At 41.5% G+C, this 15,712-nt stretch carries 14 protein-coding genes; 3 read left to right on the top strand and 11 right to left on the bottom strand.

Annotation, left to right across the window (positions count from 1 at the left end):
* Positions 1-91 precede the first annotated feature (91 nt).
* The 3 genes from AA650_RS16815 to AA650_RS16830 all read right to left on the bottom strand — a co-directional run bounded on the left by AA650_RS16815 (position 92) and on the right by AA650_RS16830 (position 2,173).
* Complete coding sequence (locus AA650_RS16815) at positions 92-388, bottom strand: RNA recognition motif domain-containing protein (RefSeq protein WP_053539883.1); 297 nt, start codon at positions 386-388, stop codon at positions 92-94.
* Positions 389-528: 140 nt separating this feature from the next.
* On the bottom strand, positions 529-831 hold the full coding sequence (locus AA650_RS16820; protein WP_053539884.1) for an RNA recognition motif domain-containing protein: 303 nt from the start codon (positions 829-831) through the stop codon (positions 529-531).
* Positions 832-1,303: 472 nt separating this feature from the next.
* Positions 1,304-2,173, bottom strand: a complete 870-nt coding sequence (locus AA650_RS16830) for a PD-(D/E)XK nuclease family protein (RefSeq protein ID WP_053539886.1) — start codon at positions 2,171-2,173, stop codon at positions 1,304-1,306.
* A 122-nt stretch (positions 2,174-2,295) separates the two neighbouring features.
* Between AA650_RS16830 and AA650_RS16835 the strand changes: the two genes are divergently transcribed.
* Both AA650_RS16835 and AA650_RS16840 read left to right on the top strand, forming a co-directional pair.
* Positions 2,296-3,723 (top strand): phosphoglucomutase/phosphomannomutase family protein, encoded by a 1,428-nt coding sequence (locus AA650_RS16835; RefSeq protein WP_053539887.1) that lies wholly within the window; start codon positions 2,296-2,298, stop codon positions 3,721-3,723.
* 279 nt (positions 3,724-4,002) lie between these two features.
* Positions 4,003-4,230, top strand: coding sequence for a photosystem II protein, Psb35-related (locus AA650_RS16840; RefSeq protein WP_053541320.1), 228 nt, complete (start codon positions 4,003-4,005; stop codon positions 4,228-4,230).
* A 109-nt stretch (positions 4,231-4,339) separates the two neighbouring features.
* On the opposite strand, the gene AA650_RS16845 is transcribed toward AA650_RS16840, so the two are convergent.
* On the bottom strand, positions 4,340-5,932 hold the full coding sequence (locus tag AA650_RS16845; protein WP_053539888.1) for a glycoside hydrolase family 57 protein: 1,593 nt from the start codon (positions 5,930-5,932) through the stop codon (positions 4,340-4,342).
* A 431-nt stretch (positions 5,933-6,363) separates the two neighbouring features.
* Between AA650_RS16845 and AA650_RS16850 the strand changes: the two genes are divergently transcribed.
* Positions 6,364-8,139: a bifunctional serine/threonine-protein kinase/formylglycine-generating enzyme family protein gene (locus AA650_RS16850; RefSeq protein WP_053539889.1), complete on the top strand. Its 1,776-nt coding sequence runs from the start codon at positions 6,364-6,366 to the stop codon at positions 8,137-8,139.
* Positions 8,140-8,423: 284 nt separating this feature from the next.
* On the opposite strand, the gene rsgA is transcribed toward AA650_RS16850, so the two are convergent.
* The 7 genes from rsgA to grpE form a co-directional block, all read right to left on the bottom strand.
* Positions 8,424-9,551: a small ribosomal subunit biogenesis GTPase RsgA gene (rsgA, locus tag AA650_RS16855; RefSeq protein ID WP_053539890.1), complete on the bottom strand. Its 1,128-nt coding sequence runs from the start codon at positions 9,549-9,551 to the stop codon at positions 8,424-8,426.
* Positions 9,548-9,805, bottom strand: a complete 258-nt coding sequence (locus tag AA650_RS16860; protein WP_027401832.1) for a sulfurtransferase TusA family protein — start codon at positions 9,803-9,805, stop codon at positions 9,548-9,550. The genes rsgA and AA650_RS16860 overlap by 4 nt, the downstream gene beginning before the upstream one ends.
* Positions 9,802-10,935: a molecular chaperone DnaJ gene (gene dnaJ, locus AA650_RS16865; RefSeq protein WP_039202901.1), complete on the bottom strand. Its 1,134-nt coding sequence runs from the start codon at positions 10,933-10,935 to the stop codon at positions 9,802-9,804. The genes AA650_RS16860 and dnaJ overlap by 4 nt, the downstream gene beginning before the upstream one ends.
* 712 nt (positions 10,936-11,647) lie before the next feature.
* Complete coding sequence (dnaK, locus tag AA650_RS16870; RefSeq protein WP_053539891.1) at positions 11,648-13,606, bottom strand: molecular chaperone DnaK; 1,959 nt, start codon at positions 13,604-13,606, stop codon at positions 11,648-11,650.
* Positions 13,607-13,792: 186 nt separating this feature from the next.
* On the bottom strand, positions 13,793-14,164 hold the full coding sequence (locus tag AA650_RS16875; RefSeq protein WP_053539892.1) for a hypothetical protein: 372 nt from the start codon (positions 14,162-14,164) through the stop codon (positions 13,793-13,795).
* Positions 14,165-14,289: 125 nt separating this feature from the next.
* The gene (locus AA650_RS16880; protein WP_234413214.1) at positions 14,290-14,805 is read right to left on the bottom strand and encodes an IS607 family transposase; all 516 of its coding nucleotides are present in this window, start codon (positions 14,803-14,805) and stop codon (positions 14,290-14,292) included.
* 149 nt (positions 14,806-14,954) lie between these two features.
* Entirely contained in the window at positions 14,955-15,629 is a 675-nt protein-coding gene (gene grpE / locus AA650_RS16885) for a nucleotide exchange factor GrpE (RefSeq protein ID WP_039202898.1), read from the bottom strand.
* Positions 15,630-15,712: the final 83 nt, after the last annotated feature.

Consider the following 15,712-nt stretch of genomic DNA (forward strand, 5'->3'; position numbering starts at 1 on the left):
ATAGCATGAATTTAAGCTTTTGTATACATTAAAAAAGACAGAGATTTTCTCTGTCCTCAAAATATGATAATTAGAGTTTTAATGGCAAAACTTAGTAACGTTCGCCTCCACCACCACGTCGACCACCACCAAAAGAACCTTTATCTTCTTTGGGTTTAGCTTTGTTAACTTTTAAGCTGCGTCCCATCCATTCAGCACCGTCAAGTGCTTCAATTGCGGCTGTTTCTTCTGCCTCTGTTCCCATTTCTACAAAGGCAAAACCTCTTTTCCGACCAGTCTCCCGATCAGTAGGTAGTTGGACTCTCTTAACAGTTCCATATTCTGCGAAAACCCCACTCAGGTCATTTTCTGTAACCTCATAGGATAAATTACCAACGTAAATTGACATTGAATGACTCCGAAAATTAAAAAGTTGACTTGTTCCTTAACTACAATATCAGCACTCAGATAAAATCCGCTATAGGACTTAAAAAAGACACAATATGTGTCTGTTTTGATAAAATTATGATTGATTGTGGATGTTAAAACTTAGTAACGGTTCCGTCCACCACCACCATATCCACCTCGTCCACCACCACCACCACGATCTTCTTTGGGTTTAGCTTTGTTAACCTTCAAGCTGCGTCCCATCCATTCAGAACCATCAAGTGCATTAATGGCTGCTTCTTCTTCTGCGTCTGAACTCATTTCTACAAAGCCGAAACCCCTGGCGCGTCCGGTTTCTCGGTCAGTAGGCAGTTGAGCTTTTTTCACAGTTCCATATTCTGAAAATGCCTGCTTGAGGTCATTTTCTGTAACCTCATAGGACAAATTACCAACGTAAATTGACATTGAATAGCTCCGAAAATTAAAAAGTGGACTTTTAGACTATCAACATGAGGAATGCCTCAACCATATAATACCCGTAATTAAGGTTTATTTTCCAATTTGGCATGGAAATTTTTTCTCCAGTAGCACAACCGTTCTCTAAAACTTACCGAAAATTACCAAAGTCTAGACACATCTGGACAGCGATCATCCTAGTGTTTATTTCCTGCTTCATCGCGGTCTTAGGGAACACCAAACAATAAATTACCCAATTTTGTGGGATGGGCATCCTGCCTGTCCTTGATGATTAGCGGGCAATTCGTCCCGCACCACAAGAAATTTTTGGGTATTTTTTTAATTGGAAGTCCCTTAGAATGACTTCTAAGAGGTTTGTCCGCTTCACAGACAATCTCGGTAGAACTTACCGTTTCTGACCGTACCACCAAATCACCGACAGCTACATTGACAGCCAAAGCCCAAATCACCAAATTACGACTCACGAAGATGTAGGAGAAGGGTGAGATTTTGTAATTGGCATCACATAAGATTTTGGTAGTTTTAAATCAGCGAATTCACAGATAGAACTAAAGGCACAAAAACGGCAATGGTTTCCAGGATTTGGGGGAAATATTTGACTAAAGTTGCTATTTTTAGCTTCATATTGTTGTAAATCCTCTTGATGTTGATGGGCAATATTTGCTAACTCAGATTCTAAAGATTTAAACTCACTATTACTAATAGTAATTAATTCCGATTTTTTACAAACTTCCAAATTATAAAAAGATGCAACTGCGGGTTTACCAGGATAAAGATAACGGGCTGCAAGTAAATAAACTAATGCTTGTCTGTGGTCAAAAGCCGATCTACCTGTTTTAAAATCTAAAATATGTAAGGTGCTATCAGACTCAATAAATATACAATCCATAGCGGCATATAACCGAAAGCAGTAATCTTGTTTTTCAATCACAATCGGCTTGGGAAAACCTTCATCACCTGAAGTTAATTCTAGAATCCGCTTACCTAATAATAAAGGGGCATTTTGATATTTTCTTAAAATTTGTAATACCCGATATTTAACTGTTTCATGGGTTTGACTCAATCTCAATAACCTCGCCACTTTTTCCACACCATCAACCTGGGTTAACCAATGAAGATGACGATGAAACTCATACACACCTTTTTGGGCAAGAATGCCAATGCGCTGGGGTGGGGTAGCTGTTGCCAATAAGGCTTTGACTTGGGGTTCATGCTGTCGCGCTTTGATAAATCCTCTTCTCATTTGGCAATGCCAATGTTCCTGTCCCCGGCTGGGGGCAAATAAAGACCAAAGGTGGTAACTAACAAAGGGTCTATCGGGGGTTGACATTGCTCATGTAGAGTGAGAGAAATTACCTTGGGGATACTTGCGGCTTAGTGGCTGTTCCACAGCTTTGCTGGATGTTTCCTAATAGTAAATAGCAATAATAATGCACGGGAGAGAGTGGCAATATGAGTAACCCTAGCAATTCCGGTAAGATAAAGTTTGGTACTGATGGATGGCGCGGAATTATTGCCGATGATTTTACTTTTCCTAATGTACGGAAAGTAACGAGAGCGATCGCTAGTTATCTGGAAACTGCCTATAGTAAAGACAAACCTGTTTTAATTGCCTACGATACGCGGTTTTTAGCAGACGAGTTTGCCCGGACATCTGCCGCAGTTTTGGCGGATTTGGGCTGGAATGTGAAAATTACTGATCGGGATTGTCCCACGCCAGTAATTGCCTACAATGCGCGTCTTCTCAATTCCGCAGGGGCTTTGATGTTTACTGCTAGTCATAATCCTGCACCCTATTGTGGGATTAAATATATTCCCGATTATGCAGGTCCTGCAACTCCAGAAATTACTGATACTATTGTCGCCAATATAGAAACGGCATCGGACGAGTTACCCGGTAGTAACCCATCTGGTTCAATTTCTACTTTTGATCCGAAGCCCGATTATCTAAATTTTATCTACACCTTGTTAGATGTGGAAAAAATTAAAAGTGCGAATTTAAAGGTCAAATATGATGCCCTTTATTCTACCTCACGGGGATATTTAGATGAAGTCTTGCAACACTGTGGTTGTCAATTAGAAAGTTTCCACGATTGGCGGGATGTGCTGTTTGGCGGTGGTATGCCTGAACCCAAAGGGGAACAGTTAGTTGAGTTGGTGGCAGCCGTGAGGGCTGATCATGCGGATTTGGGTTTGGCTACCGATGGTGATAGCGATCGCTTTGGTATTGTTGATGAACAAGGTAATGTCCTCACTCCCAACACAGTGCTGTTAGTTCTAGCACGGCATTTGATTAAAAACAAGGGTAAGAGCGGTGCAATTGTTAGGACTGTGGCAACTACGCATTTATTAGATAATTTTGCTGCTAAGTATGGCTTGCAAATTTATGAAACTGCGGTAGGTTTTAAATACATTGGCGAGAAAATGCGGGAAACCGCCGTTTTGATCGGTGGAGAAGAATCCGGTGGTTTAAGTATCATTGGGCATATTCCCGAAAAAGATGGGGTTTTAGCAGATATGCTAGTAGCTGAGGCGATCGCTTATGAAGGTAAGCCTTTAAGTCAGTTGGTACAAGAAGCTATAGCCGAAGCTGATGGACCTTTGTATAACAATCGCTTGGATTTACACCTCACGGAAGATCACAAAGTCGCAGTGATTGATTCCTACACCCAAAATCCGCCCTCAGAAGTGGCAGGAATTGCGGTGAAAGAGGTGGGCAGGAAAGATGGTATTAAACTGTATTTAGAAGAGGGTAGCTGGGTGTTACTGCGTCCTTCTGGAACAGAACCTTTGGTGAGAGTGTACATGGAAACCAACTCACCGGAAAAACTTAGTCAGATTGCTAAATTCATGGAAGGTGAAATTGCTAAGTTAGGTTAGTTTATAGCAGGGAGCAGGATTCACCGAGTCACCGAGTCAGAAAGAAGAAAAAGTGGAAGTGGAAGTGGAAGTGGAAGTTGAGTAACTGTAATTTTTATTCCCCACTCCCCCACTCCCCCACTCCCCCACTCCCCCTTGTTTTATTACAAAATAATTACAGTGAGGAATACCTCACCTATTTTAGGGGCATACACACCAGAAAATAATTTGCAACTTCTGTTAACAATCTGTTATATTTATTTACATAAGGTTACAAAAAGTAAAAAACGAGGTTCTCGAATGACTATTTTAATTTCTCTATTGGTTGTTGGTTGGGTAGCAGTTTCTGTTATCGGTTCTCTAGCCTACTTTATGGGTGAACAAAGCAAGCCCATTCACGAACGCAACTGGGCTTCTGATAAGTTTGCAGCTTTAGCTAAATCTATTACTGGTGTAGATATGGACTATGCCCAACGCGTACCTGTCTATGCTATTGATGCTTACCACAGCCGTAATTTACCCAGATAGTATTTAGTGGCAATTTGACAAGATGTATATAAAAATAACCCCCAGTCAGAATTCTGCGGGTTTAGATCCCCGACTTTTTGAAAAAGTCGGGGATATGGGAACTACTTAATTAAAATGCTGGACGGTAAACACGATAGTTAATATTGGGGAAAATATTATCCATTGATTCGACTTTTTCCAACCAACCACTATCAACCTTACCAACTTTCACATCTTCATACAGCTTATTAAAACGCATTAAATGCGATCGCGTTCTTCTGACTGCATAGGGAACCATTGTTCCTGTCCGCATAATAAACGCCCAGTCAGAAGATTGTGCTAATAACAACTCTCGCGCAGCTTGGTTAAGTGCTTTTTCCTGTAATTCATCTTCAGCTTCAATTTGGGAAATTTCAATCATCCGTTCCGCAGCTTTGTGCAAATGTGGATAAACCCAAGCATTAGTATCATTCAACCAATATTCATGGAAACCCTTAAAGCCCCAACTCGACTGAGCCGGACGACATACTTGTTGCTGAGGATTAGCCCGTAAATAATCGGCTAAATGGGTCATTTCATAGGTTTTCTGGTCATACCATGACTTACGGAACAGATAATCAATAAACCAAGGACCCTCATACCACCAATGACCAAATAACTCCGCATCATAAGGGGAAACAATAATTGGCGGGCGACCCATGATATTGTGTAAATGCCCAGTTTGCTGCTCACGATTATACATGAAGTTAGCAGCGTGTTCTGCCGCTTTTTCCTTTGCCCAGTAAGGATCATAAAGAGCTTTATCGGAAAGACCTAAGCCCCGTCCGGTAATTTTATGATACTTAATGCCAGTATTTTTTCGCTGACCATTGGGCATAATATAGGGCTTAATATATTCATATTCAGCTTCCCAACCCAGGTCTTTATAAAATTCCCGATATTCGGCTGCACCAGGATAACCCACTTCAGAAGACCATACTTGCTGAGAAGATTCATGATCTCGACCAAAAGCCGCTACACCAGGTTCTGTAAAAATCGGGGCATAACTACCGAAGCGCGGACGGGGACGAGCGTATAAAATACCATGACCATCGGTGAGGAAATAACGTAAACCAGCATCCGCCAGCATTCGCTCCACACCTTCATAGTAAGCACATTCTGGCAACCAAATCCCTCTAGGCGCTTGACCAAAGGTTTCCTCATAATGTTCACAAGCTACCTGAATTTGCGCCCAAACTGCTTGGGGATACATTTTCATTAATGGTAAGTAGCCGTGAGTCGCACCACAGGTAATAATTTCTAAGTTATTACTATCTTGGAACTGTTTAAATGCTGTAACTAAATCACCCTGATAACGTTCCCATAACTCCCGCGCTTGATTAAATTCAGTTGCATAATGTTCTGCTAAATACCGCAGATGACCATTATGAATATTGCGCTCAGATTCTAGTTCTATAAGCTCTTCTAGTTGTGATAAGTGAGCATCATAGCGTTCTTGCAATAAAGGATCACGAAGCATAGAAATCAAAGGCGGAGTCATACTCATGGTGAGTTTAAAATCAACGCCATCTCGTTTTAAGCCTTCAAATACTTTTAATAAAGGAATGTAAGTTTCAGTAATCGCTTCATACAGCCATTCTTCTTCTAGCACATAATCACTTCCGGGGTGACGAACGAAGGGCAGGTGTGCGTGAAGTACAAGCGCGACGTAGCCTATAGACATAATATTTTTTATGTGTGGTACTTGGAGGTTACAGACAAAAAAGTCTGTGTGGGGAAATTAAGAATATTTTAAGACTATATGGGTCATTGGTCATGAATCCTCGGCTAATACTTAATAGAAAAATATTTTGGTCTAGCACCGCTTCGCGGAAGTTCAACGGGTGGTTAGAAACCGCGTCTACACTTACTTGTGAAATCCCTTAGTCCGTTTTAACGGACTTGAGCTATGAGACAGGGAATTCATTCCCTGGCGTATTTGCAAGCTTCCCATATTTGTCTGTTCATGATCAATATAATCATCAATCAAATTCGGAAATAGCCTTTTTTCCTCAATACATAAAATGATTAATTTTTACAGTGCATAAATCCTAAATTACTGATTTTCAGTAAATCAAGGTAGAATGTCCTATAAACGTCCTAACTACCAAGATTATGAGCCTGTGCATCAATTCTAACTGCCCAAAGCCACAAAATCCCGATAATATCCTTTTTTGTCAAGCCTGTGGCTCGGAAGTCTTGCTACAACAACGTTATCGGGTACAATGTCAGTTAGGACGGGGTGGCTTTGGTGTGACTTATGAGATTAACGAAGTCAGAACCAATCAGGCTAAAGTTCTCAAAGTCTTGATTAATAACAACCCTAAAGCCGTAGAATTATTTAAACAAGAAGCTGATGTTTTAAGTCAACTCCATCATTCCGGTATTCCTCAAGTAGAATCAGACGCTTATTTTGAATATTATCCCTACAATAGCCAAAATCCAATTCATTGTTTGGTAATGGAAAAAGTTGTGGGAGAAGATTTAGAAAAATATATGCGAAAACGTGGTTTGCGTCCTATTAACCAAACTACAGCTATAGAATGGCTAAAAGATCTAATTATTATTTTAGAACAGGTACATAATAAAGACTTCTTTCATCGAGATATTAAACCACCTAATATTATGTTGCGGTCTGAAAGTGCCGAATTGGTATTAATTGATTTTGGGACTGTGAGGAAGGTAACATCTACAGTATTTAAACAACAAGGTGGTGTCACAGGAATAATTTCCGCAGGTTACACACCCTCGGAACAAATTAATCATAATGCTGTACCTCAATCTGATTTTTTTGCTTTAGGACGGACATTTGTTTATTTACTCACAGGTAAAGAACCACTTGATCCAATCATGTATGATTCCTATAATGAAACATTAAATTGGCGGAATCATGCACCACAAATATCATCTATGTTGGCAGATTTATTAGATGATATGATGCAGCGTTTATATAAAGATCGTCCTCAAAACTCCCATGAGATTTTGCAAAGAATAGCAGCAATAGAAAAAGCTTTACAATCACCAAAACCTCAACCACCAAAACCTCAACCACCAATACCTTCCAATAACCTTAAAACCTTTAGTTTTGAAGTTGTCACCACAGACGCACGGGGAAATATCACCAACCGACGCAACGCAAGCGCGAAATACTTTACAGAAGACTTAGGAAATGGTGTGACGTTGGACATGGTGGAAATCCCAGGGGGAACATTTATCATGGGTTCACCGAAAAGCGAAAAAAATAGATCCTCAAGTGAAAGTCCCCAACACCAAGTTACAGTTCCCAGTTTCTACATGGGAAAATATGAATTGACACAGGCACAGTATCAAGCTATCATAGGAACTAACGCTTCCAACTTCAAAGGCGATAACTGCCCAGTTGAAAGAGTTAGTTGGAATGATGCAGTTGCTTTCTGTGAAAAATTAAGTCAAAAAACAGGCAAAAAATACAGATTACCCAGTGAAGCAGAATGGGAGTATGCTTGTCGTGCCGGAACTACCACACCATTTTATTTTGGTGAAAGTATTACTCCAGATTTGGTAAATTATGATGGTGATTATACCTATGCTTCTGCACCAAAAGGAAAATATCGTCAGCACACTACAGATGTAGGAACTTTTCCCCCTAACTCTTTTGGTTTGTACGATATGCACGGTAATGTCTGGGAATGGTGTCAAGATGACTATAAAGATAATTATATAAATGCGCCTACAGATGGCAGTGCTTTGACAAGTCCAAGCCGGAGCGCAAAGCTGCTGCGCGGTGTTTCGTGGAACGACAGTCCTGGATGTTTCCGTTCTGCTGCTCGCTTCTACATCTCCCTCGACTACAACAACAACGACCACGATATTGGTTTTCGGTTTGTGTGTAGTGGTGCGGCGAGGACTTAGTAGCCCTTTACACTCTTGCTCTTTTGCTCTCTTCTCTTTTTTTCTTTTCCCTTCTTAACCCACCGCCGTTAGGCGGAAAATATTTTTCTACAAAAATCTGGTTTTGGTGTCTGGATTCATTATAGCACAGATTTTTTATTTTGTCTGAATCAGGATATCCAGGATTTAAGGATTTACAGGATGGAAGAAGGGGTGGGATTTTGAATGTTAGGAAATTCTGTTTATTCAAGATCCCAATATCCCCGACTTCTTCAAGAAGTCGGGGATATGAAATTTATCTAGAATCAATCCTCACTGTCTTGATATAAGTTCTGTAAATCTTGTAATTGGGTTTTCCGAGAAATTCGGCGATATTTTTTACTTTCTAGTTTGGGTTCGTATTGACTCTGACCTTTACCTTTAGATATTAATTTCAGACTTGATTCGGGGTCAGCTTGTTGGTTAATATGGCTTTGATGAGCGATCGCATCATCCAGAAATTCTAAATAATGCTGATATCGTTCCCAGTCACCACTAACAGCACAGTCTGGCTCATCTTTATGGATACAATCACTAAAGCGACAATGAGCCGCTGCTAGGCGTTCTCTTGCTTCTGGGAAATAGTGAATTAATTCTTCGGGACTACAATCTAAATCTGGCTGATTAAAACCAGGAGTATCTGCTAATAATCCACCTGTAGGCATTTCAAATAATTCTACATGACGGGTAGTATGGCGACCACGAGCTAATTTACCGGAAACTTCCCCCACGCGCAGGTTAATATCGGGAATCAAACTATTAATTAAGCTGGATTTCCCCACACCAGAAGGACCAGCAATCACAGTAATTTTATCCTGCAAATATGTGGCTATTTGGTCAATATTAATGCTATTTTGAACGCTAATAAATAAAGGTTGATAGCCCCAAGCCAGTAAGCGATCGCTAATTTGCTGTTTTTCTTCTAAAGAGACTAAATCACATTTATTCAAACATAACAGCACATCAACGCCTGTAGACTCAGCTTTGATTAAAAATCTACTTAATTGTACAGGTTCTAAGGGAGGATCAGCAACAGCAAAAACCAGGAGAATTTGATTGACATTAGCGATCGCTGGGCGATTCAATAGACTATGACGAGGTAAAACCTCACCCACAGCCCCCCGTCCCCCTGCCCAATCTGGTTCTTCCACAATCACGCGATCGCCCACCATCACCTGCTGACCAATCTTTTTCAAGCGCGTCCTCCGCGTACAGAGGAGGATAGGGGCAGGGGGCAGAGGGCAGGGAGCAGGGGAGAAATTTGTTTCTGAGTTCTGATTTCTGATTTCTTCTGAACTCCTGACCTCCTCATCCATCTGCACCCGATAAAAATTAGCCTGTACAGCTAACACCGTACCCAATAACTGTTTAGTAGAAATATTTTCCCCTGTCATGCCACAGTAACCGGACGACGGATAACCAGGGAAAAATAGCCAGTACAATCTGTAATTTGTTCCACTTGATAACCAGCCATTGTCAGACTATCAGGAACTTGTTCTATCGGTTCACCCGGATCTAACCAGACTTCCAACAAATCGCCAGGAGGCATCTTTTCCAGAAATAATTTTGTCCGCACAAAATTAATCGGGCAAGGAGTACCACGTAAATCGAGTTGAGCATCAGGGGTGAATACAGAAGACCCAATCATGACTTAAACAAGCCTCCTAAGAAACCTTCTAAACCACCCTTACCAGTTCTGTCTCCCTTAATTTTAGCCAACTTCTCCAGTAGTTCTCGTTCCTCTGGGATGATCTTCGTGGGAATATCAATTAACACCGTCAACAGATGATCACCACGACTCACAGGATTACCCAGACGGGGAACACCACGATTTTCTAATTTCATGATTGTATTCGGTTGAGTTCCAGAGGGAATAATTAACTCCACAGGTCCATCTACCGTATTTACCTCCAATCGGCAACCTAAAATCGCTTGTAAGTAGCTAATTTTAATTTCCGAGTTAACATTAATGCCCTCACGATGAAATTCTTCATCTTCATTGACAAACAAGTAAACGTATAAATCACCTGGAGGACCATTCCGTTGACCCGCATCTCCTTCTTGGGAAATCCGTAGTCTTGTGCCATTGTCCACACCGGCGGGAACATTAATTTTCAGTTTCTTTGTAACCTGATTTGCGCCCTTACCATCACAAGCATTACACTTATCTTCCACCACTGTTCCTGTGCCATCACAAGTGGGACAAGTTGATACTTGAGTAAAGCTACCAAAAGGAGTTCTTGTTACCCGTCTAACTTGACCTGAACCGCTACAGGTGCTACAAGTCCGGGGGCGAGTTCCTGATTTAGCGCCAGAACCAGTACAAACTTCACAGGTTTCTAAATGGGAAATCCGAATTTCCTTTTCTCCACCAAATACCGCTTCCCGAAAATCTAATTTCAGGTCTAAGCGCAGATCATCGCCCCGTACTGGTCCACTCCGCCGTCTTTGCTGGGGTTGTCCACCTGGAGCAAAGCCGCTGAAAATGCTCTCAAAGATATCGGCAAAACCACCCATGTCACCCATATCCTGGAAACCAGGACCAGCCGCAGCCGCGCCAGAAACACCTGCTTCACCAAAGCGGTCATAACGGGCGCGAACTTCTGGTTCAGATAGCACTTCGTAGGCGCGGTTAATTTCCTTAAATCGTTCCTCTGCCCCAGATTCTTTATTTACATCTGGGTGATACTTTCGGGCTAGGCGGCGATAAGCCTGTTTAATCTCTTCTTTCTCGGCGTCACGAGAGACACCCAGGGTTTCATAATAGTCTCGGGCCATATAGCAAGGTTAAAATTTAGAAGGAAGCAGAATTACAGAAAATACTAGCTAATAGGTTCAAGGTAACACTTTAACAAGAATACAGACTTTTAGGAGTGCAAATAGCGGGGATTAGCGTTAGTCATGCTCTTTTTTAATTTTTGTTAATAATTATTATTTTCTTGGCATTAGTGTCCACAATAATGATCATAGGGTATGTTTAAAGTGGTTGCTTAAGCGTCTGGAAAAGAGTAAATCTGTCCTTATTTTTCCTAGACCTGGGTTTTGTCTGGGATTTTTCCGCCGTTCGTAAAGACAAATTACATTAAATCGTTCCTGCTATATTATTGTGCTATTGAAGTGTGGAAAACCCACCTATTGATTATAGGTACTAGCCGTACTATTAAATGTGGAAAACCCAACCTATACTTTTGGCTAGGTATATGGTATGGCTGTGTTAAGCAGATATTTGGCATGGTAAATTTCTAGTACGCTGTGGCGTAAGTGAATGAACCATTCTAAATCCTCCAAAAGCCTATACTGTCTTCATTTTGACTTTTGACTTTTGACTTCTGACTTTTGACTTCCGCCTTGCGGTACTAAGTAGGTGAACACAATAAAACCAAACTGTGTAAGTGTAAAGAAGCGTAAAATCGCCCAAACCCTCTTCACTCTTGCCTTTTGCCTCTTGCCTTTTGCCTTGCCATAACGACAATTTTCAATGCCAACCTACTTAGTCTATGGTCTCATAATCAACTTGTGAGTTATTTTCTTCATCTAAATCAACGTTGAATTGTGGTATTTGTGTATTGGGTAAGGAAGAATGATATTCTTCTGTGAGATTGATTTGCGTGACATCTTCTGATTTAGAATGTTCCTCACTAGCCTGGTTGTAAACATCTGTACCAATAGCAAAGATAGTTTGTTGGAAATCCTCTAAAAGTGTTTTAAACTTCCCTGGGGACAGATTGGAGTTGTTCATTGCGGCTTGTAGTTGTTCAACTTTCTGATTAGCCACAGCCATCAATTGCTCACTGACCAAATCGGGATTATCCCGTAATGTTGAATTATAGGTGAACAAAAGATTATTAGCTTGGTTTTTGAGTGCTACCAGTTCTTTACGTCTTTGATCTTCCTCGGCGAATAATTCAGCTTGTTTCCGCATTTGCTCAATTTCGTTGTTGCTTAAACCGCCTGTACTTGTAATGCGGATGCTCTGTTCTCTACCTGTACCTTTATCTTGCGCCGCAACTTTGAGGATGCCATTCACATCAATTTCAAAAGCGACTTCAATTTGGGGAACGCCGCGAGGCGCAGGGGGAATGCCACTGAGGAGAAATTTGCCCAGACTTTTGTTATCTTTAGCCATAGCGCGTTCTCCTTGGAGGACATGAACTTCTACGGAGTTTTGACCATCAACGGCTGTAGAAAATATTTGAGCTTTGCTGGTGGGTATGGTGGTATTTCGGTCAATAATTTTGGTGAATACTTCTCCTAGTGTTTCAATCCCTAAAGATAAAGGTGTGACATCTAAAAGTAACAGGGTGTCTAATTCCCCTGCCAAAACCCCAGCTTGGATAGCTGCACCCAAGGCTACGGCTTCATCAGGGTTGACGGAATGATCCGGGGTTTTACCATTGAAAAATTTAATCAGGGCGTTTTGAACGGCAGGAATGCGGGTAGAACCCCCGACTAGAATAATCTTATCTATATTTTGTGGTTTGACTTCTGCATCCTTGAGAGCTTGCATTATGGGGGCGATTGTCCCCTCGATTAAACTCCCTGTGAGTTCTTCAAATTGGGACCGGCTGAGTTCCATTTCCAGATGTTTGGGTCCGCTGGCATCAGCCGTGATAAATGGCAGGTTAATGGAGGTAACAACCAGGCTGGATAGTTCCACTTTGGCTTTTTCCGCGGCTTCTCGCAGGCGTTGGAGTGCCATTTTGTCTTGGGTAATGTCTATCTTCTCTTCTGCCAGGAATCGCTCCACCATCCAGCAGACAATGGCATTATCAAAGTCGTCTCCGCCGAGATGATTATTACCACAGGTGGCTTTAACTTCAAAAACTCCATCTCCTAGTTGGAGGATAGATACGTCAAATGTGCCTCCGCCTAAGTCAAATACTAGGATTAATTGTTCTTGATCTTGTTTGTCTAAACCGAAGGCTAGGGCGGCGGCGGTGGGTTCGTTGATAATTCTTAATACTTCTAGCCCAGCAATAGTACCTGCATCTTTTGTGGCTTGTCTTTGAGCATCTGTAAAATATGCTGGTACGGTAATTATGGCTTTTGTTACTTCGTCCCCCAGGAAATTTTCCGCGTCTTGCTTGAGTTTTTTCAAGACCATAGCGGATATTTCTTGGGGTGTGTAGTTTTGGGCGCGAATTTGGACATCAACGGTGTTATCCCTGCCTTTGATACAATTATAAGGGACACGACCGCGCTCTAATTCTGTGTCTTCCCAACGACGACCGATAAATCTCTTGATACTGTAGACTGTGTTTTCGGCATTGGTTACAGCTTGTCGCTTGGCTAGTTGTCCGACTAGGCGATCGTTAGCTTTACCAAAGGCTACGATACTAGGGGTAGTACGTCCACCTTCGGAGTTGGCAATTACTTTTGGTTGCCCAGCTTCCAAAACAGCGACACAACTATTTGTAGTCCCTAAGTCAATCCCAATAACTTTTCCCATACTTGAATTATTTTTAGTAAGATGCTCTACCGTAATTACTCACAAGTGGTTGTGTCTTAGCTACAGGCAATGAATTTATGCAACCTTTATTTAAAACACATTATAAGCGATCGCTTACACAGATGCTACCGATTTAAAAAATACCCAAAAATTTCTTGTGGTGCGGGACGAATTGCCCGCTAACCATCAAGGACGGGCAGGATGCCCATCCCACAAAATTGGGTAATTTATTTTTTGGTGTTCCCTAGAAGATGTGGCATAAACTTCGGTGTAACCTCTATCACATCCAATTATTTTACCATCGGTCTTTTTTCCAGCTTTTTGGATATCAGTTGTGTAGTGTATTTCCCATCTGCTATTACGCTTAATTAGCCTTAGCTGACACTTTATTGGTAAAGTCGTTGGTAACTTGAGAGTTTTACATGGAGTTAATCCTCCAAAACGCAACCACACCACACCTTTGTCGTCCATCTTAGTATCATAAGCCTTCACAATAATTTGGTTACAAACTTTTGTGTGACCTCGATACCAAAACTTTCTATACTGCAAACGGTTCATAGTTTAACCAAATATGAAACCCCTCTGGTAAACCTCTCCCCGTTGCGGGGAGAGGCTTTGAACCTTGTTCTTTGTATGATAAAAAAGTCCAGTTTCATGGACTTGGTTTGCTACGTCTTTTACTATTATACCCCCATTGACTCATATTGACTACTATTTGTTTCATGAATATTTTGCTCTTCGGCTATTTTTTTCTTGTAAGCCCGAAGAAAGTAAAGTTTGGCGGAAAAGCAGTGCATGATAGCCATAAAATCCTGCATCAACTCTTCGCGCGGCGATAGCTTGGCATTGTTCACCACAACAATTTTGCAGCCGTGAAGGTTGCAAAACCACTCAACGAACTCAAAACCAAATCTGCATAACCTGTCCTTATGTCCCACGACAATTTCAGAGATTTGATTCTGGGCAACTTGAGTCATTAATTTAAGAAAGTTTTTCCGCTTCCAGTTCATGCCACTAGCAACATCCTTGACGACTCGACATCCTGGGTAAGTTTTGCCTAAAAATTCTATTTGTGTGTCAAGGTCTAACAACTGGGTTTTTGTGCTGACACGGGCGTAAAGAACCCGCTCTTTATCCGTTGGAACTGTTTTGATAAAGGCTGACTCTGGATATCTCCGGTGTCCCCCAGGGAAATACATTCTATTTTCCCTAAGTCAGCCCATTCTGCCGTCGTCTTAGGGTGATAGCCAAATTGTTTGTAAACTTGTTCTGGGGTTAGGTATTTCATCTTTCGGTTAAATACGATTAACCCCAGTATACTACGTTATTTTGAGATTAGAGAGTATGGCTAACCGTTATCTTGATTGGACAAATCTTCTGAGTCCACAGATATATCTTCTCTCGGTGCAGCTACTTTTACCATCGCATGGCGGAGTACACGATCGCCAAAATAATAGCCCCGAACTAACTCTTCTAAAATAGTTCCTTCTGGATGTTCGTCGGTTGGTTCTCGCATCACAGCTTCATGCAAATTCGGGTCAAATTCTTGACCTTCAGGGCGCATGGGTGCTACACCTAAACGTTTGAGACAATCCACCAATTGTTTATAAACCCCTTGATAGCTCTTATGAATTGTCATTTCACCATCGCCTTGGGGTTTGAGGTGCGCTCGCGCTCGTTCAAAATTATCAACGACAGGTAGCAATTCCGTAATTGTGTTGCGCTTTACCTGTAAGTCAATTTCTTCTTTTTCTTTGGCAGTTCGTTTGCGGTAATTCTCAAAATCTGCGGCAATTCGCATATATTGAGTGCTACGGTCTTCTAATTGAGCTTTGAGAGTTTCAATTTGCTGAGATAAATCTGCTAAGACAGCGATATCTACTTCAATGGGATTGGCTGTAGCACTACCATTTTCTTCAGTGAGTATATTATCTCCCTGTTCATTTATTTGGTTTGCTACTTGCTCATTAGCTTCGCTGCTAGAGTCTTGGGGGTTAATTTCGGACGGGGAGTCACTTTTCATAAGAATATGTGGTAAGTGGAAAACTCAGTCACTGAAGTGCTGAGAAGAATGGTTTGCGGTAGACTTAGGCGTTTTCGGTAACT

This window comes from Anabaena sp. WA102 (assembly GCF_001277295.1).
In the GTDB taxonomy this organism is placed as follows: Bacteria; Cyanobacteriota; Cyanobacteriia; order Cyanobacteriales; family Nostocaceae; genus Dolichospermum; species Dolichospermum heterosporum.

Coding starts and splice junctions, on each gene's coding strand:
- AA650_RS16830 (WP_053539886.1), bottom strand. CDS start 2,173: ATGTCAACCCCCGATAGACCCTTTGTTAGTTACCACCTTTGGTCTTTA.
- AA650_RS16875 (WP_053539892.1), bottom strand. CDS start 14,164: ATGAACCGTTTGCAGTATAGAAAGTTTTGGTATCGAGGTCACACAAAA.
- rsgA (WP_053539890.1), bottom strand. CDS start 9,551: ATGACAGGGGAAAATATTTCTACTAAACAGTTATTGGGTACGGTGTTA.
- AA650_RS16880 (WP_234413214.1), bottom strand. CDS start 14,805: ATGTATTTCCCTGGGGGACACCGGAGATATCCAGAGTCAGCCTTTATC.
- dnaK (WP_053539891.1), bottom strand. CDS start 13,606: ATGGGAAAAGTTATTGGGATTGACTTAGGGACTACAAATAGTTGTGTC.
- AA650_RS16815 (WP_053539883.1), bottom strand. CDS start 388: ATGTCAATTTACGTTGGTAATTTATCCTATGAGGTTACAGAAAATGAC.
- grpE (WP_039202898.1), bottom strand. CDS start 15,629: ATGAAAAGTGACTCCCCGTCCGAAATTAACCCCCAAGACTCTAGCAGC.
- AA650_RS16850 (WP_053539889.1), top strand. CDS start 6,364: ATGAGCCTGTGCATCAATTCTAACTGCCCAAAGCCACAAAATCCCGAT.
- dnaJ (WP_039202901.1), bottom strand. CDS start 10,935: ATGGCCCGAGACTATTATGAAACCCTGGGTGTCTCTCGTGACGCCGAG.
- AA650_RS16840 (WP_053541320.1), top strand. CDS start 4,003: ATGACTATTTTAATTTCTCTATTGGTTGTTGGTTGGGTAGCAGTTTCT.
- AA650_RS16835 (WP_053539887.1), top strand. CDS start 2,296: ATGAGTAACCCTAGCAATTCCGGTAAGATAAAGTTTGGTACTGATGGA.
- AA650_RS16860 (WP_027401832.1), bottom strand. CDS start 9,805: ATGATTGGGTCTTCTGTATTCACCCCTGATGCTCAACTCGATTTACGT.
- AA650_RS16845 (WP_053539888.1), bottom strand. CDS start 5,932: ATGTCTATAGGCTACGTCGCGCTTGTACTTCACGCACACCTGCCCTTC.
- AA650_RS16820 (WP_053539884.1), bottom strand. CDS start 831: ATGTCAATTTACGTTGGTAATTTGTCCTATGAGGTTACAGAAAATGAC.